The 23,261-nt window shown below is 61.2% G+C and carries 22 protein-coding genes and 2 pseudogenes; 9 read left to right on the top strand and 15 right to left on the bottom strand.

Annotation, left to right across the window (positions count from 1 at the left end; genetic code table 11):
• Window positions 1-9: 9 nt before the first annotated feature.
• From QZ648_RS13940 to QZ648_RS13895, 10 genes and pseudogenes are all read right to left on the bottom strand, one after another.
• The gene (locus tag QZ648_RS13940; RefSeq protein WP_169068628.1) at window positions 10-1,092 is read right to left on the bottom strand and encodes a PDDEXK nuclease domain-containing protein; all 1,083 of its coding nucleotides are present in this window, start codon (window positions 1,090-1,092) and stop codon (window positions 10-12) included.
• A gap of 72 nt (window positions 1,093-1,164) precedes the next feature.
• A complete protein-coding gene (locus QZ648_RS13935) occupies window positions 1,165-5,508 on the bottom strand; it encodes an ATPase (RefSeq protein WP_291997427.1) in 4,344 nt (1,447 codons plus the stop codon).
• The gene (locus QZ648_RS13930; protein WP_169068626.1) at window positions 5,505-9,086 is read right to left on the bottom strand and encodes a helicase-related protein; all 3,582 of its coding nucleotides are present in this window, start codon (window positions 9,084-9,086) and stop codon (window positions 5,505-5,507) included. Before QZ648_RS13930 ends, QZ648_RS13935 begins: the two co-directional genes overlap by 4 nt.
• A 328-nt stretch (window positions 9,087-9,414) precedes the next feature.
• Window positions 9,415-9,747: pseudogene (locus tag QZ648_RS13925) on the bottom strand (Tn3 family transposase); the annotation flags it as partial.
• Window positions 9,692-9,907 carry a hypothetical protein gene (locus tag QZ648_RS25020; RefSeq protein ID WP_336511763.1) on the bottom strand — a complete coding sequence of 72 codons (216 nt, stop codon included), beginning with the start codon at window positions 9,905-9,907 and terminating at the stop codon, window positions 9,692-9,694. The pseudogene QZ648_RS13925 and the gene QZ648_RS25020, both read right to left, overlap by 56 nt.
• A 229-nt stretch (window positions 9,908-10,136) precedes the next feature.
• A complete protein-coding gene (locus QZ648_RS13915; protein ID WP_169068623.1) occupies window positions 10,137-11,759 on the bottom strand; it encodes a hypothetical protein in 1,623 nt (540 codons plus the stop codon).
• Window positions 11,760-12,084: 325 nt separating this feature from the next.
• Entirely contained in the window at window positions 12,085-12,369 is a 285-nt protein-coding gene (locus tag QZ648_RS13910; protein WP_169068622.1) for an integration host factor subunit beta, read from the bottom strand.
• A 137-nt stretch (window positions 12,370-12,506) separates the two neighbouring features.
• Window positions 12,507-13,478: a tyrosine-type recombinase/integrase gene (locus tag QZ648_RS13905; RefSeq protein WP_169068621.1), complete on the bottom strand. Its 972-nt coding sequence runs from the start codon at window positions 13,476-13,478 to the stop codon at window positions 12,507-12,509.
• A gap of 38 nt (window positions 13,479-13,516) precedes the next feature.
• Window positions 13,517-13,807, bottom strand: coding sequence for a type II toxin-antitoxin system RelE/ParE family toxin (locus tag QZ648_RS13900; protein WP_169068620.1), 291 nt, complete (start codon window positions 13,805-13,807; stop codon window positions 13,517-13,519).
• Window positions 13,800-14,060, bottom strand: a complete 261-nt coding sequence (locus tag QZ648_RS13895; protein WP_169068619.1) for a type II toxin-antitoxin system ParD family antitoxin — start codon at window positions 14,058-14,060, stop codon at window positions 13,800-13,802. The genes QZ648_RS13900 and QZ648_RS13895 overlap by 8 nt, the downstream gene beginning before the upstream one ends.
• A gap of 222 nt (window positions 14,061-14,282) precedes the next feature.
• On the opposite strand from QZ648_RS13895, the gene QZ648_RS13890 reads away from it, so the two are divergent.
• From QZ648_RS13890 to QZ648_RS13880, 3 genes are all read left to right on the top strand, one after another.
• The gene (locus tag QZ648_RS13890) at window positions 14,283-14,546 is read left to right on the top strand and encodes a type II toxin-antitoxin system RelB/DinJ family antitoxin (RefSeq protein ID WP_169068618.1); all 264 of its coding nucleotides are present in this window, start codon (window positions 14,283-14,285) and stop codon (window positions 14,544-14,546) included.
• A complete protein-coding gene (locus QZ648_RS13885) occupies window positions 14,533-14,814 on the top strand; it encodes a type II toxin-antitoxin system YafQ family toxin (protein ID WP_169068617.1) in 282 nt (93 codons plus the stop codon). Before QZ648_RS13890 ends, QZ648_RS13885 begins: the two co-directional genes overlap by 14 nt.
• Window positions 14,815-15,286: 472 nt before the next feature.
• Window positions 15,287-15,676 (top strand): nuclear transport factor 2 family protein, encoded by a 390-nt coding sequence (locus QZ648_RS13880; protein ID WP_169068616.1) that lies wholly within the window; start codon window positions 15,287-15,289, stop codon window positions 15,674-15,676.
• 103 nt (window positions 15,677-15,779) lie between these two features.
• Here the strand turns inward: QZ648_RS13880 and QZ648_RS13875 are convergent, their stop codons facing one another.
• From QZ648_RS13875 to QZ648_RS13855, 5 genes are read right to left on the bottom strand one after another with little or no spacing between them, the layout of a single operon-like run.
• On the bottom strand, window positions 15,780-16,304 hold the full coding sequence (locus tag QZ648_RS13875) for a DUF3299 domain-containing protein (RefSeq protein WP_169068615.1): 525 nt from the start codon (window positions 16,302-16,304) through the stop codon (window positions 15,780-15,782).
• 2 nt (window positions 16,305-16,306) lie between these two features.
• Window positions 16,307-17,563 carry an ABC transporter permease gene (locus QZ648_RS13870; RefSeq protein WP_169068614.1) on the bottom strand — a complete coding sequence of 419 codons (1,257 nt, stop codon included), beginning with the start codon at window positions 17,561-17,563 and terminating at the stop codon, window positions 16,307-16,309.
• Complete coding sequence (locus QZ648_RS13865) at window positions 17,560-18,246, bottom strand: ABC transporter ATP-binding protein (protein ID WP_169068613.1); 687 nt, start codon at window positions 18,244-18,246, stop codon at window positions 17,560-17,562. The genes QZ648_RS13870 and QZ648_RS13865 overlap by 4 nt, the downstream gene beginning before the upstream one ends.
• A 21-nt stretch (window positions 18,247-18,267) precedes the next feature.
• Window positions 18,268-18,750 (bottom strand): DUF2796 domain-containing protein, encoded by a 483-nt coding sequence (locus QZ648_RS13860; protein ID WP_169068612.1) that lies wholly within the window; start codon window positions 18,748-18,750, stop codon window positions 18,268-18,270.
• Between the two features lie 16 nt (window positions 18,751-18,766).
• A complete protein-coding gene (locus QZ648_RS13855) occupies window positions 18,767-19,468 on the bottom strand; it encodes a ZIP family metal transporter (protein ID WP_291997426.1) in 702 nt (233 codons plus the stop codon).
• Between the two features lie 839 nt (window positions 19,469-20,307).
• On the opposite strand from QZ648_RS13855, the gene QZ648_RS13850 reads away from it, so the two are divergent.
• The 6 genes and pseudogenes from QZ648_RS13850 (at window position 20,308) to QZ648_RS24995 (ending at window position 23,221) form a co-directional block, all read left to right on the top strand.
• Window positions 20,308-20,757 carry an Rrf2 family transcriptional regulator gene (locus QZ648_RS13850; protein WP_169068610.1) on the top strand — a complete coding sequence of 150 codons (450 nt, stop codon included), beginning with the start codon at window positions 20,308-20,310 and terminating at the stop codon, window positions 20,755-20,757.
• 189 nt (window positions 20,758-20,946) lie between these two features.
• Window positions 20,947-21,438, top strand: a complete 492-nt coding sequence (locus QZ648_RS25015) for a hypothetical protein (protein ID WP_366144144.1) — start codon at window positions 20,947-20,949, stop codon at window positions 21,436-21,438.
• A 133-nt stretch (window positions 21,439-21,571) separates the two neighbouring features.
• Entirely contained in the window at window positions 21,572-22,045 is a 474-nt protein-coding gene (locus tag QZ648_RS25010) for a hypothetical protein (protein WP_366144143.1), read from the top strand.
• Window positions 22,039-22,194 (top strand): hypothetical protein, encoded by a 156-nt coding sequence (locus QZ648_RS25005; RefSeq protein ID WP_366144142.1) that lies wholly within the window; start codon window positions 22,039-22,041, stop codon window positions 22,192-22,194. The genes QZ648_RS25010 and QZ648_RS25005 overlap by 7 nt, the downstream gene beginning before the upstream one ends.
• Window positions 22,195-22,347: 153 nt before the next feature.
• Window positions 22,348-22,824 (top strand): annotated as a pseudogene (locus tag QZ648_RS25000) (cbb3-type cytochrome c oxidase subunit I); the annotation flags it as partial.
• A gap of 142 nt (window positions 22,825-22,966) precedes the next feature.
• A complete protein-coding gene (locus tag QZ648_RS24995) occupies window positions 22,967-23,221 on the top strand; it encodes a hypothetical protein (protein ID WP_366144145.1) in 255 nt (84 codons plus the stop codon).
• The last annotated feature ends 40 nt before the right edge of the window (window positions 23,222-23,261 follow it).

The following is a 23,261-nucleotide window of genomic DNA, read 5'->3' as shown; positions in this document are numbered from 1 at the left end:
GGTGCTCTTCTAGTCGTCTTGCTTGCTCGGTTCATCTGGTGTGCCTGTCCGGGTCAGCGTGTAGAACTCATGCAGCTTGGCCTGGAGCAGTTTTCTGTCGGGTAGCCGGGTCCAGTACTCGGCTACCAATGCCGGCGAAAGCGAGCGACTCAGGGCGTACTCGACGACTTCGCTGTCCTTGCTGGCACAAAGCAGTACGCCGATAGACGGGCCTTCATGCGGTTTGCGCAAGTCACGGTCGAGGGCTTCGAGATAAAACTCCAGCTTGCCGAGGTGTTCGGGCTGGAATTCGCCAATCTTCAGCTCGATGGCGACCAGGCAATTCAGTTCGCGATGAAAAAACAGCAGATCGAGGGCAAAGTCGCGACCCCCTACCTGCAGCGGCACTTCGCTGCCGATGAAACAGAAGTCGCGGCCCATTTCGCTGAGAAATCGCCTGAGATTGTGCAGCAGGCTCTGGTGCAGATCGGCCTCGAGATGGCCGTCTGGCAATTCGAGGAACTCGACGACGTAGGCATCGCGAAAGACAGTTGCGGCACCAGGATGAAGTTCTCTCAACGCTGTTGAGAGTTTTGGCGGGTGCAACACCGCACGTTCGAACAGGGCGCTGTCGATCTGGCGGGCGACTTCCCGTACCGGCCAGCGTTGCTGGCAGCTCATGCGCAGGTAGAACTCGCGCTCCTCGGGACGCTTGGTCTTGGCGAGGAGGTGCAGGTGCGCCGACCAGGGCAGTTCTCTCAACAGCGTCGAGAGTTCCGGGCGATCTGCCAGCTGCTGACCCCAGGTTTCGTAGAACTGGCGCATTCGCCACAGGTTCTGCGGTGAGAAACCACGCTGTCCGGGTTGGCGCGATTGAATGTACGACGCCAGCGCGGTGACCGTACTCTTGCCCCAGCCATCGCTGGCGATGCGTGCGCTGATTGCCTTGCCGACTTGCCAGTAGAGATCGATGAGGGCCGTATTGACGGCAACCAGGGCGCGCTCCCGGGCCGCCTGAATCAGTTCGGCGACTTCAGCGAACCCGTCTTGTTGACCTGTGGCGTCGGTAGACGTCGGCGGGGATGTCTGGGCGTTCCGCTTGACTGGTTTCATTGCAGTACGCCCAGGTGCTTGACCGTCTTTGGCAGCCTGCGGTCGACTACCCTGCGGCTGTTGTGCCTGAGGCTATTGCTTGTGGTCATGATCAATTACCAATCGATAGCTTGCCGGATAGAGCTTTATCTCGCGACCATCGAGCATCGCGCGTAGACGCGTTCCTGATACTTCGACGGGTTCCCCCTGCGCATCCGAAAGCACGAGCGAATAGCTGTCAGGGGAGTGGTCGAGCAGACCCCAGATGTCCGCTTCGATCTGGAGCGCGTGCAGTTCGAGGCAATGCTCCTTCGGCCAGTAGTAACAGACCAGATCACCTTCTGCCGTCCGCCGTTCCCACGGGAAGCGCACATCATGCGCCTTGGCGATCCAGCTGCCGTCCGAATGAAAAAAGCGCTCGGCTCCATCCCTCTGATAGCCTTTCGCACGAGCAAAGCGCTCGATGATGCTCAACTTCGGCGGTTTGTGGATCAGCGGTGGCCTGGGCAAAGGATCGTGATGACTCTCCGGATCCTGAGGGATATCGGCATCGTCACTCTGGGTATCGCTTTCGGCCCCGTTATCGGGTTCCTCAAGATGGATGGTAGTGCCTTCGCCATCGTCCTGGTCTGCCGCATTGTCCGCTGGGGGATTCGTCGCGGCAAACTCCGAGCCGTTGTCGCTGATCGAGGTGCCTGGCTCGCCTGTTGCGCTCTGGCCTGGGGCGATCGGTACCGTGCCTATTTCTTGCGGACCTAGCTTGAAGTTCTCCTCCAGGTACTCCGTCACGAACGCCGGCGGGCGATCGAAACACAGCTTGATGGCGTCGGCGAGATCCTGCCGCCGAAAAGCCCGTCCGAGTTCCTGCGCTACCGCACGGGCAAGTTTTGAGAGAGGGCGGTCCTCAACATAGAGAACGCCGCCCAACCAAACGGCCTCTGCGCGCCTCGGCGTGCCTGCCGGGGTTCCGTCGATATACGGAATGATTTCGAGCCCCGGAGCTGTCTGCCAAATCGTGTCTGCAAGGTCGGCGGCAAGTTTCCGGACGCGATCCTGTTCGGGTGTGTCGTCCAGTTCTATACGCCGTAGCTCAACCCCCAACTGGTTCAGCCATGGCCAACGTTCCGCCCCGGCAGGAATACGCAGTGTGCTGTGCAATCGCTCCTCGATTCGCCCGGCAAGATGGGGAAGCCCGGAGAAGGGGAGGGCAGCCGAAACCTCTGCCGGCAAGGGTTGCAGATCGGCGGTCTTTTGCTTGATACCTTCATGGAGGTGCTTCCAGCTCACCAACGACTGCATGGACAAGGAGTAGGAAAGCGTATCCACCGACACCCATGCACCGGATAGGTTGAGCCAATGCTGGCACTCGCTCCAGATCCGCCGCGGATGACGCGGCAGAAGTGCGCGGACCCGGCGCGCATCGTCTTGAGACAGGACTTCTCCGGAAGGCTGGCCGAGTAGCCATTGAATCGCCAGATCGGCCGTCGGGCGGTCGGCGATACCGATTTTCCGCCATAACATCAGGTCGCGGACGCCCGCGCGCACGACGGCCGTGTCCGGCATGGCTTCCTCGTCTGACGACAAAAACACGCCGGCAGCCTTCGTCCAGCCTGCGCCCTCGCTCAATATGATCTTTTCGTCCCGGAAAGCCGCCTTGACGTTGGCCAGGTCCGTCGTTGAGCAGGCTTCAGACAACTGATCGAGTCGCCGGTACCATTTCTCGACTTCATGCACCGGCGGATGATCAGACATGGCCAGCGCCCGAAGGCAGTCCAGAAGACGGTCCGGGCCGGTCGGTACCTCGCGAACGCCGAGCAACTTGAGCAGCGGTCGCGTGGCCTCGTTGTCGAGCAGGCCGTGAATGAAGGGTTCCACGTCCATGAGGGACTCCGTCTCGGGAGTCCGCCGCAGGAGTTCGGCTGGCTTGCGGTAGAACCCGCGGGTATCACGCAGGCAAGGCAGTTCCCGCAACCTCAGAATCCATGTGGCCAAGGGCGGTTCGTTGGAAATTGCTCGCGTGTTGCCGGTTGTGGCTACCTGGCTCACGCGAGCATCCTTCGCTTTCGCCCAGCTGGCCCCAGGTTGGCCAAGCAGGCGGTCGACAATGCGGCCCCAGATGCCGGGATCGTCGTTGGCAAGCACGGACCACCGACGCCAATGGATTTCTTCGAAGTCCCAATCCTCAACCCGGAAATGGTTCGTGACGTAGGAGTAGAAAGGTGCTCTGGATACGCCCCGTCGGAGAAGCTCAGCCTCTACGCCATTGCGACCGTAGATGTCACTCTTTATGCCAACAAGCGGCGCGAAGAGAAGCAAGCCGGCGCGCCCAGAGGTGACCCAGGCAAGCCATTCTTCGTGGGTACAAGACGCGTAGTTCTTCTTGTAATCGGTGTACAGGAAATGCGCGTTGCACCACGCTTGCTCGAAGAAAGCTTCGAGGGTGCCGTCTCGGTCAAAGAGGACAACGCTCGAAACTTTGTGCAGGTGGCGGTCGCGGGTGGCAAAACGAAACGAATCGCCAACGGTAGCGCCGAGCTTGGCGGCGATTTGCGTCAGCTGCACACACTTCGCTATCGAGATGTCTTGCTGTGAGAAAAATTCACCAGCGACTTGCTCGATCACCTCACTTACATCGCTAGCCCCCTCCATCTCGATGGCCCGTAGAACCGCAAGCGCTGCTGCCACCTTGCCCTTGAGGCTTCTGTCATTAAGCTCTTCGGCATGGCGACGCTGCTCGGCAAGAAAGCGTGGATCGATGGCCCGTAGAACCGCAAGTGCTGCTGCCACCTTGTCCTTGAGGCTTCTGTCATTAGGCTCTTCGGCATGGCGACGCTGCTCGGCAAGAAAGCGTGGCCAGTTCGGGTTGAGCACCAACAAGTGGCCCGCAAGAAACTCCCAGTCTTCCTCGGACTGGAGCAATCGCTTTTCGCCAAGGCGAATCACTTCGCGCGCGGCGTAAAGCACATCCTTTCCTTGTGCCGGGACTATGCGAACCCGCTGGCGATCCGCGTCGGCGCGATATCCCGTGAGCTCTGGGGCGACATAGACCCAGAGCCTCAACAAATGGCCCCAGGTTTCCGGCTTGGGAGGGTGCGTCGACTGCAGCACCTGCAGTACATGGGGCTTGTCGATCTTCTCGACCACTCCCCAGTGGATGAGCTTTTTCTGATGGGCTTCGGTAACGTGATTCGATAGCGGTGGGCGACCAGCATCATCAAACAGCCGCGCGGCTTGATCGGCCGGCCAGATATCCAACAGTGGCGGGGGAAGGATGATGCAGCCGGCGCTCGGTTTCAATTCGCCAGAATTCGTGAGCAGAAATGGCGCCTCGCCTAACACCTCTTCAAAGCATCCCTCGATAGTGGCGGCGCAGACGCCTTCCAGAGTGTTGTCGCTGCGATCGACATCCGGAAAAAGCCCATAGGCGTTGGCGCGCTCCGGCACGCTTGTGCCCGGATCGCCAAGCCACCGGAGCATGACCGACGCAGCAAGCTCGCCCACACGTTGAAGTAGCCAACGATTGGTCGGTGAAGTTTCTGGATCCTTGATCTTCAGTCGGGCGGGGTCCTGGATGAAGGGGGCGTTGCAGGCAAAGGGTAAGGAGGTCTCCACGCCCGTTGGCAGAACGACGTAGAGGCGCCCCTTTGCGCCGAGAACAATCTCGACCTTGCAGGGCGGAAAACCGGCTTCCTGGTTGTCGCTGAGCAGGCGCTCCTGCCGAATCTCGACCAGTGCTTCCTCAGGGAAAGCCTCGGCTTCGGAACGTGCGACAAGAAAGGCCGCGTCAGGGCTGTCATGAAGCGCCATCCATTCGGTCGCGGGTACCGGGCCCGAACCGCGGCTTCTCCAGTGCACATCCTGCGAGCCAATCCGCATCCGGCGGATATGTTTGAAGAACAGAAGCGAGACGGGGCTCGCCAGCCATTCCTGGAGGTTCTTCTCGATCTCTCGCTGTCGGAGCTCATCGCGAATCGGCACCCTGATTAGCGTGCGTTCACTCGCGTTCTGTCTACGCTCGATCCACCTGGGTTCGGTGAAGCGCCTCCGATCAAAGGCAATCGACAGACTCGGCGTGTCGAGTTCGACGGTATCACCAAGGCTGAATGTGCTCTTGAACCCGATGCCGCGAAAGCCGATCGTGTGCAGAGCCCGCTTGTTCGAGTAGCCGAAGCGACATAGCGATGCAAAGTGCTCCTCGGTAAAGTCTTCGCCGTTGTGCGCAAAGACGAAGCAGCCGTCCGTGATATCGACTGATGCCTCGGTAGCGCCCGCATCGTCGGCGTTTTGGAGCAATTCGGACAAGACGTGTCGCGGGCTTTGCACCTGCTTGAAAAGTTGGTGCCAGGGCCCGGCAAGTTCGGGGTCGCGCTCCAGTTGATCCCAGCGCTGGACCGCCTTGTCCCGAAGTGTCTCGAAAAACGCAGGCCTGCCGTTCATCCAGGCGCCTCGGCACGCACGAGCAATTCGGCAAAGTCATAGTTCACGCTGGTCACTCCGAAATCCGGCTCGCGCTGAAAAGGCTGACGCAGATAGTGGCAGCGGTGCGTGTCTTCGCCGGTGAATTCGACAATGGCGAGGATGAAGTCGTCGGGCTTGTTCAGTGAGTACAGGATTTCGTTGCGCGTGACGGTGATCGTCGGCGCGCCGGAGACACGGCCCTTGACTTCGATGAAGCGCAGCTTGCCGGTGCCCGGGATACGGCTCTCGATGTCGTAGCCAAGCTTCTCGAATTCGCGGTCGGTCGGGTCGAAGTCTAGGCTTCGCTCGACATCCATGACGACGGCGCGAGCGCGAGCGGCGCTGATCTGCGTGTCGGCTGGAGGGGTGGGTGAGGCTGTTGCCTGACCGGTCATCGCTTTGATCAGGCCAATCGGAACGATCAGCAGGCCACCCAGCACGACGGGCGGCAAGGGTGAAATCTGCGCTTCGAGCTTGAGGTCGTCAAGCCGCTTTTGCAGCCGACCCTGCAGGAGGTCGGCACGCTTGCGGGCTTCGCCGGAATTGAGCTTGGCGTTGGGTCTGCCAGCCTGTTCCTGCAGCTTGAGCTCCTCGGCGCGGTGGTCCCAGTAGGTGATTTCCTTGGTCAGCCGTTCCTTCACCGCGGCCTCGGTCTTGGCGATGAGCTTGAGCTTGCGTCCGCGCACTTCAGCCAGGTGTTCCGGCACCACATGGGCGACGGCATAGCCCTGTACCTTTCGCTCAAGTTCGCGGTTGATCCACTGGCCTTCGTGCCGATCGAGGATTGCATCGATGCCGGGCTCGCCAGTCTTCAGTGGCCGGTAGTCAAGATAGGGGGCGTAATGGACATGGCGAGTCGTCCCGCTGGCGTCCATCTCGACATAGAGCATGCGCTTCGAGACGACCCGGCGTTCGCCAGCACGGGTAAGGCCCGCGTCCTGGATAGCGTGTTCCAGGTAGAACAGCACGCGCGGTTCCAGACCGGAATCGCGTTCATCGACCAGCACGGTGCCGCGCTTCAGGAGGTCGCGGTTACGCTCCAGCGTAAGGTCGATGACCGCGTCGAGCAGCGGATGACCGGGGCAGACGAAAGCGGCCAGCGGCTGGCCCTGGGGCGCGACCAGGGACTTGTCGAAGGCAATGCGCTCATAGCGCGGCAGCACGGGTTCGCCGATACCGATCAGGCGGTCGCGGTTGCGCACCGGGGCGGGAACGTGACTGATCTCGAAACGACGCGGCTCGCGTTGTTTGGCGGTGCCGCCGAGCTGCTTGAAGGCTTCGTGAAAGAAGGATTCGATGTAGTGCGGCTGCAGACGTCTGGCATCGGCACGCTCCATGTCTTCGCGGATGCGCTGCACGCGGCTGGTGTCCATGGCGTCCTGGGCGAGCGCGCGTTCTTCGAGCAAGTCCTGCACGTGGCCATGGTCGAGCGCAGTATCGAGCACCGTGCTCAGGTAGGCCTTGACCTCGGGCCTCTCGCCGTGGCGAATGGCTTCGATGAGCAGCTCGCGCAGCGACTTGCCCTCGAACTGGAGCTTGCCAAGCACATCGAAGACCTGACCGCCGAGCGCCTGACGCGCCAGTTCGATCTTTTCCAGCAGCTTGCGGTAGACGTCACCTTCGCGGGTTTCTTCGGCCACCAGGTTCCACAGGTGACAGACCTCGGTCTGGCCGATGCGGTGGATACGGCCGAATCGTTGTTCGAGCCGGTTCGGGTTCCACGGCAGGTCGTAGTTGACCATCAGGTGCGCGCGCTGCAGGTTGATACCCTCGCCGGCGGCGTCGGTGGCCAGCAGTACCTGCACTTCCGGGTCGTGCTTGAACGACTCCTGCACCTTCAAGCGCTCTTCGCGGCCGATGCCACCGTGAATGATGACCACGGCTTCCTTGCGGCCGAGCAGCGTGGTGGCGCGCTTTTCGAGATAGTTGAGCGTGTCGCGGTGCTCGGTGAAGATCACCAGCTTCTGGTGCGGTGAAGGGATGGGCGGCGCGATCGTTCCTGAGCCATAGGGCGCAGGGGGTTCGGCGACGCGATGGCTGATGGCGGCCGGCGTGAAAATTTCGGAAAGCAGGCTGGCCAGTTCGCACCACTTGGTATCGGTGCCGCTACGGCGGACGGCCAGCGCCTGGCCTTCCAGGCCTTTCAGGGTTTCGATCTCGATGCGCAGCTCGGCGATGGAACGGGCGGCGGTGGCCTGGTCGAGAATTTCTTCCTCGGCGGCAGCGACTTCGTTGTCGGGCGCCTCGTCCAGATCGTCAAGGTCTTCGCTGTCGAGAGACGGCAGCGATGTCGCAATGATCGGCGCGGCCTGGCCACCGCGGTGGAGGAGTTCCAGCTCTCGTAGCCGACTTTCCAGTTTCTCGCGTCGGCGGCGAAGAGATTGATAGATGGCTTCGGGTGAGGAAGCCAGGCGCCTTTGCAGGATGGTCAGCGCAAAGCCGACGGTGCCGGCGCGCTTGTCGTTTTCCAGGGCCTCGGCGCGATTGAATTCCTCGCGCACGTAGTCGGTAACGGTCTTGTAGAGGTGGGTTTCGGCATCCGACAGCTTGTAAGGAACGGTGTGCGCGATTCGTTCGGGGAACAGCGGCGTGCCGTCGAACTTGAGCAGGTTTTCCTTGACCATCCGGCGCATCAGGTCGGAAACGTCGGCGCTGTGCACGCCATCGCGATAGCGGCCCTCGAAGCGGTCGCCGTCGAGCAGCGCCATGAACAACTGGAAGTCGGCTTCCTTGCCGTTGTGCGGGGTCGCCGACATCAGCAGGAAGTGCCGAGTGAGTGTCGACAGCAGCTGGCCAAGGCGATAGCGCTTGGTGTATTTGGTCTCGCCGCCGAACACCGTGGCGGACATCTTGTGCGCTTCGTCGCAAACCACCAGGTCCCAGCGGCAATCGGGGGCCTGCAGCTTCTGTTGCACGTCTTCGTTGCGCGAGAGCTTGTCGAGGCGGGCGATGACCAGGTTGGTCTCGAGGAACCAGTTGCCGGTACGCGCCGCTTCAAGCTTGTCGTTGGTAAGGATGTCGAAGGGCAAATGGAAGCGGCGGTAGAGTTCATCCTGCCATTGCTCGGCCAGGCTGCCAGGGCAGACGATCAGGCAGCGCTGCAGGTCGCCACGGACGATCAGCTCCTTGATCAGCAAGCCGGCCATGATCGTCTTGCCGGCGCCGGGGTCGTCCGCCAGAAGGAAACGCAGCGGCTGGCGGGGAAGCATGGTTTCGTAGACGGCGGTGATCTGGTGCGGCAGAGGATCGACGACAGAGGTATGAACGGCCAGCACAGGGTCGAACAGATGTGCCAGGCGGATGCGCTGTGCCTCGGAGACCAGACGGAAAAGAGCGCCGTCGCCATCGAAGCTCCAGGGTCGGCCCTGCTCGACCAGTTCCAAGCGGGGCTCGTCGTGGCGGTACAGCAGTTCGTTGGCGACCCGGCCGGCGGCGGTCTTGTAGGTCAGTTCCAGCGCTGCATCGCCATACCACTGAACGCTGACCACGGTCACCAGTGCGTCTGGAACGATGCCGCGGATGGCGGCGTCGGTCTGGAGTTGCTCTAGCTTCATCATGACGGAAGCTGCGCGTAGTGGTCCCAGTTTGCGCATCCTGCATACTCATGCACGATGTCGGTAACGCTATGGAAAGTCCTCTCGAACATTGCTCCCTGCCTCGTTCTTTGTTTTGTTCCTTATAGCCCGTGCGGGTTTTTAAGGCCAGAGCAATTTTCGGGGTTCTGGGCACAATGGAACAGCGAACCGACTTAAGGGCCATCAACCACCATTCGCCCTGCCCAATGGCTGTAGCTCGCTGCGCCTCGCGCAATAGCCTCTGGCACCGAGAACGAGTAGCGTCCGAGCATGTTGACGGCGGTGTAAGCCGGAACCCCAGAAAATTCCGTCATCCCAACCCCAACCCGACGACAAGCGCGTCCAGGTCGATCACCTTGCCGTTACTGAGAAAGGTGTATGCCCGCTCAGCAGGATGTGCCGCCAGGCTGCTGGAGAAATCTGCGTGATCAGCGCCAGTTGTCAATTTGCGGCACATTAAGGCCAGTGTCTTGGCGTTGTCGGTTGTTTCGAACTTCGTCAGCCGCCGCGACAGGATGGCCGAGTTGTAGTAGGTGATTGCGTTGGCGATCAGGCGTGCGCACTGGTTGCTGATCTCGATTTCGATGTCAGTGCGCCCCGTCAATTCCTTCTTTCCGCCGACCTGTGCAATGGTCGAACGTAGCGGTCGTCTCAGAAAACGGAAAATAAAGCACGCTAAGGAGTCTCATCAGTGCTCTTGGCCATCCCTCAGAGTCGCCCTGCAGGCTTGTTTCGTAGTCCTGGCCGACGTAGAACATGGCGATGATGGAAACCTGCTCGGCGTCTGCGTCGAGGGCGATCACGGCGCGCTTCTTGTAGTGAGCAGACGACAGGAGACTGGCCAACCGATCCTTCGCGGTTCTTAGGAGGGCGGCCACAGAATTCGGAAATATTCGTACGCTAGACTTCTGTCATTTTTCGTGACGGTCTCTTGACGACCCATTTTTGACATCCGGAGCCTCGGATCTGGAGCCGCAAAGCAGTCGTAGGGAATGCGTCGATTTTGCTCTCGTTCTGAACGCAACGTAGTTCTCAGAGCGCAGCTCCCCGAGCAGCGTCGAGTTCCTCGCTGAAGCGCTCCAGGCAAGCCCGACGCACATGGTCCTGTTCATCGAAGCACTGCTTCAAGATATCCAGATAGTTGTCCTGCTTCTGAAAACCGTAGGGTTCGATGAGGTGCGCCCGCATCACCCTGGCCAACGCCGCCAAGTGTTCACGCTGCTCCAAGTTTCGCAGGGTGGTGAGCGCCACACCCAGCAACTCGCCCTTGAGTCGGCGGGGCACGCGCGGCGACATCAGGATGTCCTGGATGACACGGCCGATGGCTTCTGCGGCTTCGAAGGAAATGTGAATGTGATTGCCTTTGCGCTGGTCGGGAAGCAGCACGTCACCAGGCTTCGTCAGAACCTCGGCATCCCTAACCCACACAGCAGTAGCATCGACGACTTCGTACAGTAGGTACGCCAGCGGCGTTGGGAACTCATGGTTTTCGTCTTCCGGCCGAACCTCGCGAGCGCGGTCAACTAGGCGCCTGGCGAAATGAGGCATGTAGTGGAGCCACAAGTGGTCGGCCACACGTTGATGCAATCCCTCCAGCACCATGATCCTGAAGAACCAGATACCGGCATGTACCGGGTCGTGGTACTTTCCAACATACTGGAAGGTCAGCAGCGGCCCATTAAGCTTCTTCTCGAGAACTTCATCCGCATCAATCCGCGCGAGTACGGCCTCGCCAACAGATCGGAAAACCCCGAGACGGGCGGCCACATCAACGTCGACACAGTAGAACCGCACGAGGCGGTTCTCATCAGGCAGCGCTAGGCGGTGCCCGCTCTTGCCGAAGTTGTCGTTGTTCTTGAGCTCGCTGTAGAAGACACTGGCCTCATTGGCCAACAGTGCGTCGAAGAACTCGTCTTGGAAGCCTTCCTCAACGCGCGTTGCGCGCTCCATGACCTCCATGCACAGGTAAGGTCGAGCGATGGCGAGGTGTCCGACTAGGCGGCGGGATGACAGCAACCGTTTCACGACGCTGGCTGCGCGACGCTGCACCCGCTGGGAAGGGCCAACCAAGTCGGCAAGCCATTCGCGGAAACTGAACCATTTGCGGAATAACCAGCTCGTCGGCGCGCCGGCTCCCAACGTGATGGACCCGTCGTCTTGGAATACGACTTGGAAGCCGGGACGCGGCGGGCGGATGGCGTTGGCCAAGTGGCTGCGCACGCTCTTGGACGCTGCCAGGTCCAGCGCCGATGCGAGATGACGCTGAAGCAAGTCGGCGAGCTCCTCGTGCTTCCCGGCGTGCAAGAGCGACGTGGTCAGGTTGTCGAAGAGTCCAAGGTTCCACCGCGTCAGCCGCGTCCTGCGCGACCGCCAGTAGACGAATGCGGCGAGTAGTAAGAACAACAGGTACTGGGTGGTGCTCTTGTCGAAGCCCCATAACCAGGGTCCAAAGGTAGGGAACCCAAGTGTGGTGAGTACGGGCTCGAAGAAGAACCCATGGATGATGAGCAACGCGGCCCAGATGACTAGCCAGTCGAACCAGTTCAGGCTCAAGCGAAAGCTGAGTCTGGCAGTGCTTGGCACGACCGCCCACACCGCAGCAATCAAGCCCAGCATGGTGAGTAGTGCGCTAGTGTCGATGCCTGCAGGGATCATGGGGTGATCCAACTTTGGGAATGGCTGAAGGGGTTCAAGGGCTTTGCTGAAGCAGTTGTAGCACGTACGGAGCAGCACCACCGTCACGGCCATGCCATTGCCATGCACTCATCCCTCACAGCCCATATTGTGGTTCGTCTGGGGGCGGTGTTACTCCCGAAAGTCTCGCACGACTGGGGCTTTGATGCAGCCGTAAGTTTAAAGCTCCACCCGGAAGCAGATACCGACGACAGACCGCTCCTGGCCGATCTGAGACCATCAGTTTCGCCCCCCAAAACATGCTGACGGCAGACAGCCGCACGAGCAGAACTCAATCAAGAAGCTCTTATCTGCCTGAGTCGACTTTGGTACGCAGTTCTTTCCCCGCCTGAAAGTGGGGCACAGCTTTCGCTGGAACCTGCACGGCCTCACCGGTTTTTGGGTTGCGCCCATTACGGGGCGGCCGGTAGTTGAGCCCGAAGCTTCCGAAACCGCGTATTTCAATGCGCTCTCCCTTCGCCAGCGTGTTGCTCAGCGCTTCAAGAATGGCCTTGACCGCAAGTTCAGTATCTTTGGGGGTGAACTGCGGGAAGAGGGCAACAAGTCGGTTGATGAGTTCGGAGCGGATCATAGGCAAATTTTACGCGGCACTTCCGCTCGGGAGCGGTGGCAAACCACACAACGCCAGGCCCAACATCATCGATGACGCCTTGCAGCTCGCCGACGCGATGAGCCATGTCGGCAGACTGATAAACGACGCTAGCATTCTTAGTAGGCGACTTTGAAGGTCGGACTATCCTCCGGACGGGTCTTGCGGTGGTCATAAATACGCGTGGTGGCGATGTTGGCGTGACCCAGCCACTCCTGCACCTTGGCGATGTCGGCTTGGTGATCAAGCGCGTTGGTCGCTGCGGTCGCCCGCAACGCGTGCGCCCCGATCGCGAAACCCAGCGCCGTTGAGTATTGCCGCACCAGTTTGTAGACCGCGTCGGGCGTGATCGCTCTTTCCAGTCCGCCAGTAGTGCAGTTGTTGCGCAGCGGCCGGAACAGGGCGCCGGCATCGTCCGCGCCATGCCCTGCAATTTCAAGATAGTCACCAATCAAACCGCTGGCAGCGGGGTGCAGTGGGATATAGCGGATCTTGCCGCCCTTGCCGAACACCTTGAGGTGCGGCACCCCGCGCCGCTCGTGCTTGAAGTCCTTGACCTTCAGCCGACACAGCTCCTCGCGGCGTAGCGCGTGATAGAGCAGGGTGGCCAGGATGGCGCGGTCGCGCTTGCCCTTGAGCGACGCGCCGTCGGGCGCGTCCAGCAGCTTGCGCGCCTGGTGGTCGCCGAGAGCCGGGGTCTTGCCTTCGTAGCTTTCCACCGGCGGACGCTTGACGCCCTTGACCGGGTTATGGGTCACGGCGTTTTTCTCGCACAGGGACTCGAACAGCGACGACAGCGCCGCCAGGCGATGCCGTACCGTCATGCCGCTCAAGGCGCGCTGCACCAGGTCGTCGCGCCAGGCGATGACGTGGGCGCGGGTAACGGTGCGAAATTCCTCGGGCTTCACGATGCCGGTGAACTTCATGAAATCCCCGAGGGCGTTTTCGTAGGCGCGGCGGGTGGCCTTGTTGCCGAGATTGGCGAACCATTCGATTTCGGGGGGAACATCGGCCAGGCGCTGGAACTGTTCGGCGGTCAGGAGCCGGGAAGCAACGGCCGGGAGGACGGGGAGGGGGTTTGTGTCGCTCACGGGGAGGTCGTCCAATTTTTCGACAAGATCACGGCTGGTCATAGATGGCTTTTGACATCCATGGCGTCGTGAAGCACGCGAACAATCTCAAGGCGCTGACCATCGCGGCGATAGAACACCAGGTGACGTTTCACTTGCAACCGCCGGTAGCCCGCTCGGACATGATCGAAAGGCGTTCCCAGATCCGGAAACTTCAGAAGCCCCTGAATCTCCCGATCGAGGTCGTACAGATATTGATCCGCTTGCGCGGCGCCCCATTGCTGAACGGTGTAGCGCCAGATGTCCTTGAGGTCGCGGCGGGCGCGCGGGCGAACAAGCAGATCAAGCATCCGCGGAACCGCTCTTGGCCTCCTGGCGTGCCTCCTCAATGATCGACGCCATCGCGAAGGGCACCGGTTCGCCGCTCGTCTCGCCCTCGATCAGGGCCTGACGCAAGGCGCTCACTTTCTGTTCGTGCTCTTCGAGCAGCCGCATCGCGGCGCGCACCACTTCGCTCTTGGACTCGAAGCGTCCGGCATCGATCTGTTGGGCGATGAAGCCCTCGAAGTGTTCACCCAGGGTGACGCTGGTGTTTCTTGGCATGACGGGTCCTTTCTTGGCGGATCTTGTGTATTAGATACTAATACAGCAGCGATCGAGCGTGCGCGACAGCTTGTGGACATTTTACTATTGATAAAATATGTTAGCAATAGTAAAGCAGTCGGTGGCTACGCGACTATCTTCCGACACCGGGCCAAAGAGCAAGGTATGCGTTTTGGTGTCGCGTGGGCTACAATGTGGCTCATATACTTGGAGGATCAAACCATGCCCGCGAATGCTGTGGTTCGTGCCCGGATCGACGAGCACATTAAGGAAGAGGCAACCGCTGTACTGGCGGCGATGGGGCTGACCGTGTCGGACGCGTTCCGCATCCTACTGACCCGCGTCGCTCACGAGAAGGCCCTGCCGTTCGAACCACTGGTTCCGAACGTCGACACCATCGAGGCGATGAAGGAAGCGCGCCGGGGTGGCCTGAAGTCATTCGCTACCGTCGAGGACCTGATGGCGGACCTGAATGCGGACGATTGAACACACGGGCCAGTTCAAGCGTGACTACAAGCGCGAAACCAAGGGACCGCACTGGCACACGCTGCAAAACGATTTCAGCACCGTCGTCACGGCCTTGGCCCATGATCAGCCACTGGCCGAAAAGCACCACGATCATTCGCTCAGTGGGGATTGGAAGGACCACCGGGATTGTCACGTCAAGCCTGACTTGGTCTTGATTTACAGAAAACCGGACGACGACGTACTCCAGCTCGTCCGTCTCGGTTCGCACAGCGAACTTGGCCTGTGAGCAGCTGGGCTCCGTGACAAGGAAATGAAGGATACGGCGAGCGGAATCACCGATGTGGAACGGGCGCTACACGTTCCAAAGCGACGCCAAGGTGACCGACCTGGACCTGGATGTGCTCGTGGCAGGGCCGGCGTGGGGATGACGGAATTTTCGGCGGGTCCGGCTTGCAACCCCACACAGCTGCCTTTGATGCGGGTGGCAAAGCGGCTGCCGATTTCCTGCGCGAGTTGCGGCACATCAAGGCCAGCGAATCGCGGCCTAATGCAACCAGCAGAAGTGGCTGTTTTAGCGGTTTCGGACGGGTCGGTTTTACGCTTATTGGTGCAGAATATTACCCAGGATAATTAACCTTCGCCGCTCGAATACGGAGCGGTGAACAGACGATCCCTATGAATCTGCTGCGAACCGCCAACGGTTGAGCCGGGCGATTTCTGGAGAGCACATTGCGCACAACACTGTTGGAGCACGTTCGATGCATCCTTATGCCCATGTTCTCAAAACCTACATGACCGCTCTGGGTAAGAGTGACTACCCGATGATCAAGAGTCTCTTCTCGCCGGAAGGAAAAGTGAGGTCGCCATTCCTCGGAGAAATGCTTGCAGGTCCATTCTTCGATCGCCTTGCTAGTGCGTCATCGATGAACGTCATCACGCCAATCGACATATTCCTCAGCGAGGCCGAGAAGAACCACGCAACCGCATACTTTCAGTACGACTGGACGGTCCGGGACGGAACACTTATTACCTTCAAGGTAATGGATCTGTTCACCTTTGATCCCGATAGCGAAAAGGTGACGTACCTTGATCTGATCTACGACACACACCCCATCCGGGCCTCGGCCGGGAACAAGTACGAACCCTGATTTCAACACCAACTCAGGCCTGGTCCTGATCTACACAGAAAGCCGGACGACAACTCGCGGCCTCACACGGCAGGTACGAGCGACGGGCTTCCGTGCGTGTGCACTACTTCCGCCTGGGCTCCTCATAAGGAACGACCTTGTCCACCACGAGACGATAGCCGGCGACGCCCCACTCCGTTTCGCCGCGCTGCACGCTGAACGTGCCGTAGGTCCATAAGGGCTGCATCATGCGCACGCCGGCGAGCGGCCTGGCAGATTTGGCGTGGATGATCTGGTTGGCGGGCGGCGGCGGGGTGTGCAGACAGGCGCCGAAGTAGGGCACGATCAGAAATGCCGTCACCTTCTCACCCTGTCGTTCGAGCGGCAGAACGAATCCGGCGATGCGTCCCCTCTTGCCGTTCATGGCTGGTTCCGCTGGCGCCGTATCCCATGCGACTTTGAGTTTGTCGAGGGCCTCCATTGCCTTCGGGTCAGAGTCTTGCAGATTGGACAGGTCCAGATTCTTGAAATCGGCGGCCGGATCCCAGTCCTTGGGCAGCAGCGCGTCCCAGCCGATCTCGGGCCAGGTTTCCGCCGCGTATGGGAGGGGGGCTGCGAGCAGGATCGCCAGCAAGAGCAGAATGCGCATCATCAGTTCCTTGGTGTAAGGCCGTCGGCCAGCGCCATGCGCCAGGCACGCCAGCCTGGGACGAGGCTCGCTATGAGCCCTGTCGCGAGTATGGACGCGAGCAAGAGCCATTCGTTCGCTGCCGGAGGGCGCAGGGAAAGGTGCACGCCATAGGGTTGTGCGAGCGGTGCCAACACGGCGATGGCAATGGTAAGCAGCGCACTGCCGAGCAGAGCACCGGCGGTGGTGACGAGCAGGCCCTCACAGGTCAGCATCAGGAATATTCCGCCGGGGCCGGCGCCGAGCGCGCGCAGGATGGCGAGTTCTCGTCGGCGTTCGTTAAGGCTGGCGAGCATGGTCGCCATCAGCCCCGTGAGGCCGACCATGACGACCAGTGCCGAGAGCGCCAGTAGCAAGCGCTCCACCATGCCGAGCGTTTGCCACAGCTCGTCGAGCGCGACCCCCGGCATCACCGCCATCAGCGGCTCGCCCTTTTGGTTGTTGACCTGCCGCTGCAAACGAAAGACATCGCCACGGCGCTTCAGGCCGATCAGCATCGCAGTGACTTCCTTCGGTTGCAGATCGAACTTCCGCACTTGCTCCGCGGGGATGACCAGGCCCGGCAGCGGCGCGCCGCCGGCCCAGTCGAGATGAATCGCGGTGATCGCTTCGAGACCGACATGAACCGTGCGGTCGACCGGCGTGCCGGTGGGCGCGAGGATACCGACGACGGCGAATGGTTTGTCGGCATGCTCGGGCGCGAACTCTGTTATGCCGTGTGAGAGTGTGATGCGATCGCCGGGGCGGTAGCCGAGCTGCGCCGCTGCCTCGCTGCCGAGCACCGCCTCGAACACATCGGCGAACGGATGGCCGGCGGCGAAGGCAAGCGCCTGCCGGTCGCCATAGCGCAGACGCTCGAAGTAGGCGGGCGTCGTGCCGAGCACCGGGAAGCCGTGATGACCGTCGCCGAGCGAGAGCGGTACCGCCCAGTCCACCGCCGGATGTGTCGCCAGCGCCTCGAAACTCTCCCAACGCATATTCTGAGTGGCGCTACCGGAATGGAAGACGGCATAGAGGATCAGCTGTACGGCCCCGCTGCGCGCGCCGACGACGAGGTCCACGCCCGACACCGATTGCGTGAAGCTTGTGCGCGCGTCGCTGCGTACGCGCTCGACGGCAAGCAGCAGCGCGGTGGACAGCGCGATGGAGACAAGCGCGATGCCGAGCGTCAGCCGCCGTGCCCAGGCGCTTTGTAACGCGAGCACCAGAATTGCTTTCATACGACGCTTTCCTGCATTGCACGGTTGATGTCGGTGAGCGCGATACTGCGGTCGAAATGTACGGCGAGCCGTGCATCGTGGCTAACGAACAACAGCGCGGCACCGCTTTCGACGGTCTCACGCAGCAACAGGTCGACGAAAATTTGCTGGCGTGGAGCATCGAGCGCCGAGGTGGGTTCATCGGCAATGAGGATTTCAGGCTTGCCGATCAGAGCGCGTGCAGCGGCGACGCGCTGCTGCTGGCCGACCGAAAGTTCGGCAGCGGGCTTCTGCCAAAGGGAAGGCGCGAGGTCGAGATGGGTCAGCAGGCGTGCGGCGGCTGCATGCGCATCGCCGGCGCGCTGCTTGCGCCGGGCGGAGAAGGTGCAGGGCAGCAGCACGTTGTCGAGGGCGGACAGCCATGGCAGCAGGTTGAACTGCTGGAAGACAAAGCCGATGTGATTGGCGCGGAAACGATCGCGCGCACGCGCCGAGAGACGCGTGATGTCCTGCCCGAGCAATACGATGGCGCCCTGCTCGGGCACGGCGACGCCGCCGAGCAAGCCCAGCAGCGTGCTCTTGCCGCCGCCCGAGGGGCCATGCAGGAAGACGAGCTCACCGTCGGCGAGCGCGAAGTCCGGAATGTCGAGACAGGGCGTGGCCTGGCCCGGCCAGCGAAAGACGAGATCGGTAAGAGCGATCATGCGCCCGCGCCTATCAGCCGATCACCAGGTCAGCGCGGGAGTCTTCGGCGTGAGCCGCTGAGCACCCTGGCCGGTAGGGCCGACGCGCTGGGTTTCCAGGCGGTAGAGACGCTTGAACTGCTTGAAGATCGTCGTTCCGATGCCTTTGAGCGCGGCCGGATCGACGCAACGGAAAACATAGCGCGCATCCACGTCGGCGTGCTCGCCACCTTCGAACTGTGGCATGTCGACCTCGACGGATTGCAGGGTGCAATTCGCCGCCGAAGTCGGTTGCCACAACGCGGCAGCGTCGTTCAATGCTCTTTCTGTCGCCGCCAGCGCGGCTTTTTCCTTGTCGTTCCTGGGTGCGCGCTCGAAGCCGACGGCGGCATCAAGGGGCAGTTCAAGGTTCAGCGTGACGACGTCCATGTCGATGGCGACGTCGAGCCGGCCTTCGCCGTGCGTGTGCTGGGCGAGGGCCGGCAGAGAGCCGAGCAGGGCGACGAGCAGTGCGAATCGTTTCATTAACGTTCTCCGAAGTTCAGTGGGAATGTCCGCTGCCGAACACCACGATGGCGATACCCGCGGCGAGCAGCAGTCCGTGCCAGCCAATGCCGCGCTGCTCGCGCTTCAAGCGCGGCATCAGGTCGGCGATGGCGATGTAGATGAAGCTGGCCGCCGCCAGCGTGATGATGTACGGCACCCAGTCCTGGGCGCGCTCCAGCGCCAGGTAGCCGATGACGCCGCCCAGCACCGAAGCGAGGCTCGATACGCCGTTCCAGAACAGTGCGCGGCCGCGGTGCCAACCCGCCGCAAGCAGGATGGCGAAGTCGCCCGCCTCCTGCGGCACCTCGTGCGCAACCACGGCCAGCGTCGCGGCCCAGCCCAGCGCGGGATCGGCAAGGAAGGCGGCGGCGATCAGGAGTCCGTCGGTGAGGTTGTGGAAACCGTCGCCGACGAGAATGCCGACCGCCTCTCCTCCGTGCAGGTGGTCGTGCGTGTGTTCGCCGCAGGTTTCGCCGTCGGCCTGGTCATCGTTGCCGTGGGCGTGGCGCCAGATGGCAAACTTTCCAGCGCGAAGAAGCCGAGGATGCCGGCCAGCAGGACGGGGGAATGCCTCATGCGGTGTCAGGCCCGATTCGAGCGCTTCCGGTAGCAAGTGCAACATCGAGGTGGCCAGCAGCGCGCCGATGGAAAAGCTGACGGCGTAGTTGAGCCACTTCTTCGGCAGGCCGAACAGCACCAGCGCGGCAGCAAGCAGGCTGAGTAAGCCGCCCATCAGGCAGGCGACGACAATTTGCGGGAGCAGTGGCAGGGAATTCATGGGGGCGGAGGTGAAACACAACCGGGTTGCAAATGCAACGCAGTGGCAACGGCAACTATGTTGCAAATGTCGCCCGGCTATGTTCTCATTCGTCCATGTCCACCACCAATGATCTTCTGCGCGCTGCAGGCGTCAAGGTCACGCCGGGCCGTGTGCACGTCCTCGAAGCTCTACTGGTAGCGACCCAGGCGATGAGCCACGCTGACATCGAAGCCTTGCTGCCGGATGCGGACCGGGTGACGCTCTATCGCGTGCTCGATTCCCTTGTGCATTGCGGTCTGGCGCTAAAGGCGATTGATTCGCGCGGCGTGGTTCCGGTTTACCGCCAGCAAGGTTGGGCAGGAGCATGGCGGGCACAACCATTTCCGCTGTACCGGCTGTGGCGGTGTGTTCTGCCTCAAGGCTGCCCCGCCCCCGCCGCCAAGACTGCCGCACGGCTTCCGCCTCGGTGCGGTGGGAATTGGATATCAGCGGCACCTGCCTAGCTTGCAACAGCGCGCCTCATGTCTCGTCCCCCTGAAAGGCAGGAAAGGCACGTGTAGTGGTCACGCAAGTTCAGGACACAGGGATCGCTTGCTTCTCTGCGACTTGCTGGTCATTGTCGGAGCCAGCGTGCCGACTCCGTAGTGCAGCAAGCAGATGAAGATAGGCTTACCCCAGAAGGCGCCCTCCGGTAGAGTTCGCAATTTCTCCGTTGCTGTCACCGAAGGCAGGGCCGCCAGTGATGGCGATGACAATGGGCGAACCGAGAACCTGCCATGCACATCACCCAGCACACTGACTATGCACTGCGCGTACTGGTCTACCTCGGGACCAACGAGGAGCGCTTGGTGACTATCCAGGAGATTGCTAACCGCTTCGCCGTGTCGCGCAACCACTTGATGAAAGTCGTCAGTCGTTTGATCCGTGGCGGCTATGTCGATGGCTTGCGCGGCAAGGGCGGTGGCTTGCGGCTTGCCTGTCCAGCCACGACCATCGTTGTCGGTGATGTTATGCGCCACATGGAGTCGGGCATGGACCTGGTCGAGTGCTTCGGCAAGAACTCTACCTGCATTCTGGATCCCGATTGCCAGCTGAAGCTTGCGCTTTCAGAGGCCCTCGCTGCCTTCCTCAAGGTGCTGGATGGCGTTACGCTTGCGGATCTGCTCGGCAAGAGCGAACGTGCGATCCTTCACGTCCTGCGGCCTGTGCTAGCCATTCCCAAGTAGCTTCTGCGCACCTGGCGACGATCGTCGCCAATTCCCTTCGGTTCTGTTGCCACATAAGAAGCATTGCGTTTGCATCTTTGTAAGAGGTATTTAAAATGCCGCTTACAGAAAGTTGTCGCCGTTTCGTTCTCTTACATTGGTTCTACCGATACCGTAAAGGAGCTTCATCAGGCATAACACACGCAAGCTGTGGATCTGGCTAGCGCTGATCTGCGTGCTTTCCTTCGCCGCCTGGGCTGGGTTGGCCGCGAGATTTTCGTGCACGCGCCGCCCATTCCGACGCAGGTGGTCAGCAGCGACGGCCAGGTTCTCTTCTCCGAAGGGCAAGTGCAGCAAGGCCAGCAATCCTGGCTCTCGGCCGGCGGCCAGCAACTGGGCTCGGTCTGGGGGCACGGCAGCTATCTCGCGCCAGACTGGGCGGCCGACTGGCTGCACCGCGAAGCGCTTGCGCTGCAGGCGATCTGGGCAAAGCGTGATTTCGGCGCCGCCTACGAGCACCTTCAGCCCGGCCAGAAAGCGCAACTCGATGCGCAGCTGAAGACCGAGCTCCGCCCGCAATACCTACGACGCTGCCAGCGGCTCGATCAGCCTGAGTGCCGATCGGGCTACCGCAGTCGCGCAGGTGGCGAAGCACTACGCCGACCTCTTTGGTGGCGAGTCTACGCTCGATGCATTGCGTGAGCAGTACGCGATTGCCAGCCAATATTCTGCGCGACGCGGCCGATCGGCAGGACCTGACGGCCTTCTTCTTCTGGAGCGCTTGGTCGGCAGTGAGCGACCGCCCGGGCGAAAATAACTTGAGCTACACCAGCAATTGGCCGCACGAGCCGCTGGTCGGCAATACGCCGACTACCGGTACCGGCATTGGTCGATCGCCAGCGTCATTCTCATGCTCGGCGCGATCGCCGCGATGATCTTCTTCCACTCGACCAGTCATGAAGCGGGTGACCCACGCCCGCCAAAGGCTGACCCGCTCTTCAACTTCAAGGCAACGCCATCGATGCTCGCCACCCGCAAGTATTTCTATGTGGTCATCGCGCTGATTCTGGCGCAAGTCGGCATGGGCGTTGTCACCGCACACTATGCCGTCGAGGGAACGAGCTTCTTCGGTATCCCGCTCGGCGAGATCTTGCCCTTTACCGTCAGTCGAACCATCCATACGCAGTTCGCTGTGCTGTGGATCGCCACCGCCTGGCTGGCCACCGGCCTCTACATCGCTCCGGCGATTTCGGCAGCGAACCAAAATACCAACGCCTGGGTGTCAATGTACTGTTTTATGCCTTGCTGATCATCGTCGCCGGTTCGACGCTCACCGGTTGGCTGGGCACCTTGCAGAATATCGGCAATGACTACAGTTTCTGGATCGGTAACCAGGGGCTCGAGTACACCAGCATGGGCCGTGTCTGGCAGATCCCTGTTGTTCGGCTGGTCTGCTGATCTGGGTGACGCTGCTCGGCCGCGCGCTGATGCCCGCGCTGCGCAAACCGTCCGAAAGCCGCGGGCTGATCGCCATGGTCTTCCTTGCTGCGCTGTGCATCGGCGGCTTTTTACGCCACTTCGCTGGCCTGGGGTCAGAAAACGCACTATGCGATGGTCGAATATTGGCGCTGGTGGCTGGTGCACCTGTGGGTAGAGGGTTTCTTCGAGGTCTTCGCCACCGCCGTCATCGCCCTGCTGTTCACCCGTCTCGGCCTGATCCGCGCGGCGACCGCCAACAGCGCGATCATTCTGGAAACCATTGTCTTCCTGTTCGGTGGCATTCTCGGCACACTGCACCACCTCTACTTCACCCGGCACGCCGACTTCTGTTATCGCCATAGGGGCGATGTTCTCGGCACTGGAAGTAGTGCCGCTGGCGATGATCGGTGTGTCGAGGCCTGGCGCAATTTTCAGCGTTCCAAGGCTGCCCCCTGGGTGCAGGCGTACAAATGGCCGATCCTGTGCTTTATCGCCGTCGGTTTCTGGAACGTCGTCGGCGCTGGCCTCCTGGGCTTCACGCTCAACACGCCGATCGCTCTCTACTATATGCAGGGAATGAACATGACCGCGGCGCACGGTCATGCCGCGCTGTTCGGTGTCTATGGCATGCTCGGTATCGGCCTGTTGTTGTTCTGCATGCGCGGTCTCTCGAACCGGGCGGGCGTGGTCGGACAAATTGGTCGGCCTGACCTTCTGGTCGCTGAATGTCGGGCTGGCGATGATGGTCTTCATGTCGCTCGTGCCGGCCGGCATCTACCAGGCTTGGGCGAGCCTCAGCGAGGGGGTGTGGTTTGCTCGCTCGCCGGAATTCGTTCACTCCGCGTGGATGGAGACTTTTGTCTGGCTGCGCGTCCCCGGAGACATAGTCTTCGCCGTCGGCACGCTGTTCCTGGCGCTTTTTGCCGTCCGTTTGTTGATCATTCGGCGTGATCCAGATCCGGTGGCGATCGGCTGCGCCGACGCGCTGGCCGGCAAGACAATGTAGTTCGAGGTCAGAGGAGGGGTCCGCTGCGAGGGTCTGTGAC

Origin of the sequence: Candidatus Accumulibacter sp. ACC012, from assembly GCF_907163155.1 — a bacterium.
Lineage (GTDB): Bacteria > Pseudomonadota > Gammaproteobacteria > Burkholderiales > Rhodocyclaceae > Accumulibacter > Accumulibacter delftensis.
The sequence above is the reverse complement of the archived record's forward strand: the minus strand, read 5'-3'. Positions and strand labels throughout refer to the sequence as shown.